This is a genomic window from Leisingera sp. (assembly GCF_034669605.1).
Taxonomy (GTDB): domain Bacteria; phylum Pseudomonadota; class Alphaproteobacteria; order Rhodobacterales; family Rhodobacteraceae; genus Leisingera.
The window spans coordinates 1-6,952 of sequence record NZ_JAXMOX010000224.1 but is presented as its reverse complement, the minus strand read 5'-3'; the positions used below and the strand labels follow the sequence as shown (position 1 = coordinate 6,952).

Here is a 6,952-nt window from a genome sequence, read left to right as displayed (position 1 = left end):
GCCGGCCTCCGCCGCCCGATTATTTTAGGGCGGTCAGGGTCAGCTTTCCCTTGACCCTTTCAGCCACAAACTCGATGTTCTCGCCCGGCTTCAGCTGCTCCAGCATTGCGTCATCGGCGACCCGGAACACCATGGTCATCGCAGGCATCTCCAAGTCCACCAACTCCTCGTGAATGATGGTGACTTTGCCGGACTTGGGGTCGACTTTTTTGACCGTGCCCGCGGTGAAGGTGCCCTCGCTGCCCTCAAGCACGGCAACCGCTCCGTGCATGCCGGATTCGTAGTGGCCGGGGATCAGGCAGGCGAACTCGAACGTGCCGGGGTTGGAGAACGTCCACACGATTTCCCCGCTTGCCCCTGGATCAAGGCGCACCGAGTTCGGGTCGTCATGCTCCATGTCCATCTTGGCCATAAGCTCTTTGTGGTGGACGTTGCGCTCTGCCGTATCGAGCACGAACTCATGCTCCAGCTCACCGGCGTTGGTGATCACGAATTTAACCGTCTCGCCCTTGGCAAAGGAAAAGCTGGACGGCTCGAACAGCATTTCGCCGTCATCGGTCTCCGTCATGGTGACGGCGATTTCGCGATCCGCATGGGCGGCCTCGCCGGGTTTGCCTACTTCCATCTCGTCATGGTGTCCGCCGCCGTGGCTGCCGGCGGCAAGGGCCGGGGTGGCCGCCCACGCGGCAACAAGGGCTGCGGAAAGGATCTTGTTCATGTCTGTCTCCTCATTTGGTTTGGTTGGGTGCCAGGGGCTGGTCAGCCCTTGGCGGCTGGTTTCGGGGTGACTTGGGTCTGGGCGTTGTCGGCACGATTGAGCTCCGGCAGCTCGCCGGTCCACTCATAGGCCTGGGTGCCGGGCGGGTTTTCGTACCAGCCGGGATCGCTGTAGTCGTTTGCATCGATGCCTTCGCGCACCTTCACAACCGAGAACATGCCGCCCATCTCCAGCGGTCCGTGCGGCCCCCAGCCGGCCATCATCGGCACGGTATTGTCGGGCAATGGCATCGACATTTCGCCCATATCTGCCATGCCCGCGGTGCCCATCGGCATGTATTCCGGCTGCAGCTTGCGGATCTGGCCCGCCAGCTTGCGCTTGTCGGTGCCGATGAAGGTGGGCACGTCGTGGCCCATGGCGTTCATGGTGTGGTGCGACTTGTGGCAGTGGATCGCCCAGTCGCCCGGATGCACCGCGTCGAACTCGTAAGCGCGCATGGCGCCAACGGGAATGTCGATCGACACCTCCGGCCAGCGCGCGCTTTCGGGCACCCAGCCGCCATCGGTGCAGGTGACCTCGAAATCATAGCCGTGCATGTGGATCGGGTGGTTGGTCATCGTCAGGTTGCCGGTCCGCACCCGCACCCGGTCGCCCTGGTTGACCACCAAGGGGTCGATGTCAGGGAAGATTCGGCTGTTCCAGGTCCAGAGGTTGAAATCCGTCATCTCCATCACCCGCGGCACATAGGAGCCGGGGTCAATATCGAAAGCGTTCAGCATGATCAGGAAGTCCCGGTCCACCGGCATGAAGGCCGGATCCCTGGGATGCACGATGAACATGCCCATCATGCCCATGGCCATCTGCACCATCTCATCCGCGTGCGGGTGGTACATGAAGGTGCCGGACTTGATCAGGTCGAACTCGTAGACATAGGTCTTGCCCGGCGGGATGCCCGGATGGCTGAGCCCGCCAACCCCGTCCATGCCCGAGGGCAGGATCATCCCGTGCCAATGCACCGAGGTATGTTCCGGCAGCTTGTTGGTGACGAAGATGCGGACCCGGTCGCCCTCCACCGCCTCGATGGTGGGGCCGGTGGACTGGCCGTTGTAGCCCCACAGATGCGCGGTCATGCCTTCGGCCAGCTCACGCTCGACCGGTTCGGCGACCAGATGGAATTCCTTCACCCCGTTGTTCATCCGGAACGGCAGCGTCCAGCCGTTCAGGGTGACGGTCGGGTTATAGTCCGGTCCGGTGGACGGGGCCAGCGGCGGCTGGGTTGCCGCGGTGTCCATGCTGGCAGCTTCGGGCAGGCCCATGTTGGCGGTCTTGCCCCAGGCCTGGCTGGAGACCAGCGCGGCACCTGCGGCGCCGGCTCCCAGCAATTGACGTCGGTTCATCATGTCATGTGGTCCTTTCAATGGCCTGCACCGCCGCCAGCGGCGATCTCTGCGCCGCCGCCCTGCGGGGCCGATCCTGCGCCGCCGCCATAGATCGCGGCGCTGACATTTGCCTGGGCCAGCCAGAAGTCGCGCTTGGCATTGGCCGCTTCCAGCGAGCTCGCCAGTTTTTCGCGCACGTCGGTCAGAAGTTCGAAGGTATTGGTGATCATGCCGTTGTAGCTGAGCAGCCCTTCCTCCTCGATTGTCCGGCGCAGCGGCACCAGCACGTCGCGGTAATGGCGCGCGATCTCATAGGAGGAATGATAGGCTAGCTCGGCACTGCGGGCCTCCGAGCGTACATTCACCGCCCGTTCCGCCAGCGTATTGGCCGCCTGCATGTAGGTCAGTTCAGCCTTGCGCATCCGCGCTTTGCCGGTGTCGAATACCGGAATTGCGAATTCCAGCTCCAGTTGCGGCAGGGTTTCGGTGTTCGTCACCCCGTCCTCGCGCTCACGTTCGGACTCCGCCCCGGCAATCAGCTCCAGATCTGTGATCAGCCGGGTCCGGTCGGTCAGGCCAAAGGCGCGGGCCTGTGCCTCAAGCCCTAGCTTGGCGACCTGCAGATCCACCCGGTTCTTCAGCGCCGCCGCCTCGATTGAGGACACTTTGGGCAAAGACCTTGGCAAGGATGGCAGCGCATCGGGCACATAGTAGTTGGCATCGCTGCCCCACAGGCCCATTAACCGCGTCAGCTCTTCCTTGGCGAGCTTTGCTTCCAATCGGGCCCGGGCGACCTGGCCTGCCAGTTCGGCATTGAAGGCAAACTCCCGCGCCTGCCCCGCCTTGTTCAGCGCACCGGTCTTGCCGAGCTGGCTGGCCAGTTCCGCCCCCGCTGCCGCTGTCCCGCTGGCCTGACGCAGATAACTCAGCCGTTCAAACGCGGCCACGGCATTGATCCAGGCCTGCCGTGTCTGCCCGGCCAGCGCCAAGGTGTCATTCACCGCATTCAGCTGCGCCTGCTGGAACTGCGCCTCAGCCACGGCAATGCGCTGCTTGCGGGTTTTTACGTCCAGCAGATTGACCGCAATGGTGGATTCCAGCGCCCGGTACAGGCCCAGCTCCGGCGCCCCGATCCCCATCAGGCCGATGGACACCACCGGATTCTCCGGCGTCATCTGCTGCCAAGCCTCGGCTGCCGACAGCCCGACCGCAGCATAAGATGCCTGCAGCCCCTTGTTGTTCAGAAGCGCAGCCTGCACCGCAGTATCGGCGGAGATTGTCTTGCCCTGCACAAGACTGCGGACCTCCCGGGCCAAGGCCTCGTTATCGGCCTGTGTCTGCGCAAAGGCCGTGCGTTTCCCGATGGCCGCCGAGGTCTGGCTGGCCACCTCTTGAAACCCGGACTGCGGGCTAGTGTATATCTCCGGCACAGCGGCCGAGCAGGCGGCAAGCACCATGGGCGACGCCAGAACGGCGCGCCAAACTTTTACTGTCATCAGTGGTCCTCCTGCTGCTGCTCATTGACCCCGCGCCAGGACCCGGGGCCGCTGGGCTCGTTGTTTTCAAAGCCCGCGAGCGGAGACTGGTAGTTCAAAGTACGATAAGGGCCGGATTGCGCCGCCGCACGCTCCAGGGCTGCGGTTTCGGGCAGCGCTGCGGGATTGCTGGCGCACGCCCCCAGCAGCAGGGCGCCCGCCCCGGCCAGAAAGAGAGATTTCATCTGTTTTTCCTGAGATTGATCTGTAGGAGTTCTGCACTTGAGCGCAGAACAGCTCTAATGACCGCTGATGCGGTTCAGATTCTCAGGTTTTTGGAGGGCGCAGGACCTTGATCTGGTCCTGAGAGGGAAGCTGGGCGGAACCCATTACCCAGCGGACCGGCCGCTGCACGACGATTGCATCCGCCTGCCGCATCGAAAGCACCGCAACAGCCATACAGGCGCCTGCGCAGCAGTTTCCGGCATCGGCAGCATTCCAGGGAGCGGCCGGCCCATCGTGGGCGGCACTGTGGGAGACGTCATGCACCGCGCCTGAGACGGCCGCACCGGCATCGCTGCCCGCATGATGCGAAACCGCTGAATTGCCGTGATGGCCCGCGAGGGAATGCGCGGCGGATGGCAGCGAAAATCCCAGCGCAAGGATCACTGCAAATGCAGCAGCTACCCTGATCAGCCGGAGAATATGTGCCAAACACGCCATAGGGACATTTCTCAAGGCAGGAACGGCGTGCGTCAAGACAGGAATGATGCATCTCCTGCACAAATTTGCGTGCCCTTAAAGAAATTCCGGGCTTTGCACAGAATTCCGCCGAGGCATGCATTGCGTCCAGCAAACCTTCCCGCGTAGGAGGCGCAGCTGAAACTGGAAACAATGGAGAATCAACGGTTAAGCGAAATTACCCGTCAGTTTCCTGAGACTGTGCATGCCTCAGAACACTGCCCGGAACGTCATGCCATCTTGGCTAAAACCGGTTTGGTTTCAAGTTGGCTCCCTTCGGTCAGCCTTAATCAGCTGGCGCGGGCTGTAATGCGGCTTCCGGTCCTTTGATAGCGGCCTGGTGCTTTCCTGCTGCTGGCCTGATCCAGCGCAGGCGCAACGCATTGGTCAGAACAAATACGCTGGACAGTGCCATAGCGCCTGCTGCTAACACAGGTGACAACAACGGCCCACCGAATGGGTAGAGCACCCCCGCCGCGATCGGGATCAGCAGCGTATTGTAGCCGAACGCCCAGAATAGGTTTTCCCGGATGTTGCGCATGGTACGCTGGCTAACTTCAAAGGCGTTGACAACTCCGTTGAGGTCACCAGACATCAGCACGACATCGGCAGTCTCAATGGCCACATCGGTTCCAGTACCGATAGCAATACCTACGTCCGCAGCGGCAAGGGCCGGTGCATCATTGATACCGTCTCCGACAAAGGCCAGCTTGCCGCCATCCGCACGCAGGTTGTCGAGCGCAGCAACCTTGCCCTCGGGCAGCACCTCGGCAACCACATGGTCAATCCCGAGATCGCCGGCGATTGCTTGAGCCGTCACTAAATTGTCTCCGGTGATCATGGCAACTTTGAGTCCCAGCCGGTGCAGCGCTTCAATAACACCGGGCGTTGTCGGCTTGACCGGATCGGCCACGGCAATCACGGCGGCAATCCGTCCGTCAACAGCAGCATAGAGCGGTGTCTTGCCCTTGCTGGCCAGCGCATCGCTTTGCCCGGCCAGCGCCCCAAGATCCACACCCTCGCGTTCCATAAACCGGTCCGCGCCGATCAGCACCTGACGACCTCCGACCGATGCCTGAATGCCAAAGCCGGTGATCGAGTCAAAGCTGTCTGCGTCCGGCAGTTTGATCCCCCGCACTTCCGCCGCCGCAACAATAGCCTTGGCAATTGGATGCTCCGAACGTTCCTCTGCAGCGGCCACCAGCCGCAGCACCTCGTCTTCGGTCTGGCCACCGGCCAGGATCAAGTCGGTCAGCTCCGGCCGGCCAGCGGTCAGCGTACCGGTCTTGTCGAGCGCAACCACGGTGCTTTCCTGCAATAGCTGCAGCGCATCCCCTTTGCGGAACAGCACTCCCATTTCGGCAGCCCGGCCGGTCCCGACCATGATCGAGGTCGGTGTCGCAAGGCCCATTGCACAGGGGCAGGCAATAATCAGTTCCGCCACCCCTGCGACCAGAGCGAGGCTGAGTGCAGGCTCGGGGCCGAACAGAAACCAGGCCGCAATCGTCAGCACCGCAACCGCCATCACGGCAGGCACGAACCAGGCGGTAATCCGGTCCACCAACCCCTGGATCGGGAGCTTCGCTCCCTGCGCCTGCTCGACCATCCGGATGATCTGCGCCAGCATCGTGTCGCTGCCCACCTTCGCCGCCTGGAAAGTCAAGGCGCCGGTGCCGTTCACGGTGGCACCCACCACTTCCGAGCCTTCGGATTTCTGCACTGGAACGGGCTCACCTGTGATCATGCTTTCATCGACATAAGAGGAGCCGCTCAGAACCACACCATCCACAGCTATCTTTTCGCCCGGCCGCACGTGAACGATATCGCCCACCACGATGTCCTCGACCGCGCGCTCCGCCACTTCGCCTCCGCGCTCGACCCGCGCGGTTTTCGCCTGCAGCCCGACAAGTTTGCGGATCGCCTCGCCCGTGCGGCCCTTGGCACGTGCTTCCAGCAGGCGGCCCAGCAGGATCAGAACGACAATCACTGCGGCGGCCTCGTAATAGACATTGGCCGTCCCCAAAGGCAGCACTGAGGGCGCGAAGGTTGAAACCAGCGAAAACCCGTAAGCCGCAGATGTGCCAAGCGCGACAAGCGAGTTCATGTCAGGCGCGCCCTTGAAGAGAGCCGGAAAGCCCTTGGTGTAGAATTGCAAGCCCGGCCCGAACAGGACGATCGTGGTCAGCAGGAATTGAAGGAAATAGCTGGTCTTCATTCCGATCACGCCTGAAATGAATTCGTGCATGCCCGGAATCACATGGCTGCCCATCTCGATCAGGAACACTGGCAGGGCAAGAACGGCTGCAACGAGCGTCCGCCGGGCCAGATGCTGGATTTCTTCCGCCTTGCGGTCCTCCGCGCTGTTCCGTGCGCTCGATTTCGGCTGCGCCGGATACCCGGCCGCCGTAGCCAGTGCTGCAATTTCGGCGGGTGATGTGACACCGGCTGCAAACCGGACCGTCGCGGTTTCAGTAGCCAGGTTGACGGCAGCGTCTAATATTCCCGCTCCCGCCTTTAGCGCCCGCTCCACGCGGCCAACGCAGGATGCGCAAGTCATGCTTTGGATTGCCAGTGTGGCTTCGTCGGTCACGGCGGGATATCCGGCCTCGTTCAAAACCGCGGCCAGGTCTGCAGGAGAG

At 62.4% G+C, this 6,952-nt stretch carries 6 protein-coding genes; all 6 read right to left on the bottom strand.

Features of this window, described 5'->3' with window-relative positions; all coding sequences use genetic code 11:
* Positions 1-19 precede the first annotated feature (19 nt).
* A complete protein-coding gene (locus VOI29_RS20955; protein ID WP_323783344.1) occupies positions 20-718 on the bottom strand; it encodes a copper-binding protein in 699 nt (232 codons plus the stop codon).
* A gap of 41 nt (positions 719-759) precedes the next feature.
* Positions 760-2,118 (bottom strand): copper oxidase, encoded by a 1,359-nt coding sequence (locus tag VOI29_RS20950; RefSeq protein WP_323783343.1) that lies wholly within the window; start codon positions 2,116-2,118, stop codon positions 760-762.
* A gap of 14 nt (positions 2,119-2,132) precedes the next feature.
* A complete protein-coding gene (locus VOI29_RS20945) occupies positions 2,133-3,593 on the bottom strand; it encodes a TolC family protein (protein WP_323783341.1) in 1,461 nt (486 codons plus the stop codon).
* Positions 3,593-3,817: a hypothetical protein gene (locus VOI29_RS20940; protein ID WP_291730447.1), complete on the bottom strand. Its 225-nt coding sequence runs from the start codon at positions 3,815-3,817 to the stop codon at positions 3,593-3,595. The genes VOI29_RS20945 and VOI29_RS20940 overlap by 1 nt, the downstream gene beginning before the upstream one ends.
* Positions 3,818-3,899: 82 nt before the next feature.
* A complete protein-coding gene (locus VOI29_RS20935; protein WP_323783339.1) occupies positions 3,900-4,286 on the bottom strand; it encodes a hypothetical protein in 387 nt (128 codons plus the stop codon).
* Between the two features lie 313 nt (positions 4,287-4,599).
* Positions 4,600-6,952: heavy metal translocating P-type ATPase (locus tag VOI29_RS20930; protein ID WP_323783337.1), on the bottom strand; the 2,353-nt coding region annotated here is incomplete at its 5' end.

Coding starts and splice junctions, on each gene's coding strand:
- VOI29_RS20950 (WP_323783343.1), bottom strand. CDS start 2,118: ATGATGAACCGACGTCAATTGCTGGGAGCCGGCGCCGCAGGTGCCGCG.
- VOI29_RS20940 (WP_291730447.1), bottom strand. CDS start 3,817: ATGAAATCTCTCTTTCTGGCCGGGGCGGGCGCCCTGCTGCTGGGGGCG.
- VOI29_RS20945 (WP_323783341.1), bottom strand. CDS start 3,593: ATGACAGTAAAAGTTTGGCGCGCCGTTCTGGCGTCGCCCATGGTGCTT.
- VOI29_RS20955 (WP_323783344.1), bottom strand. CDS start 718: ATGAACAAGATCCTTTCCGCAGCCCTTGTTGCCGCGTGGGCGGCCACC.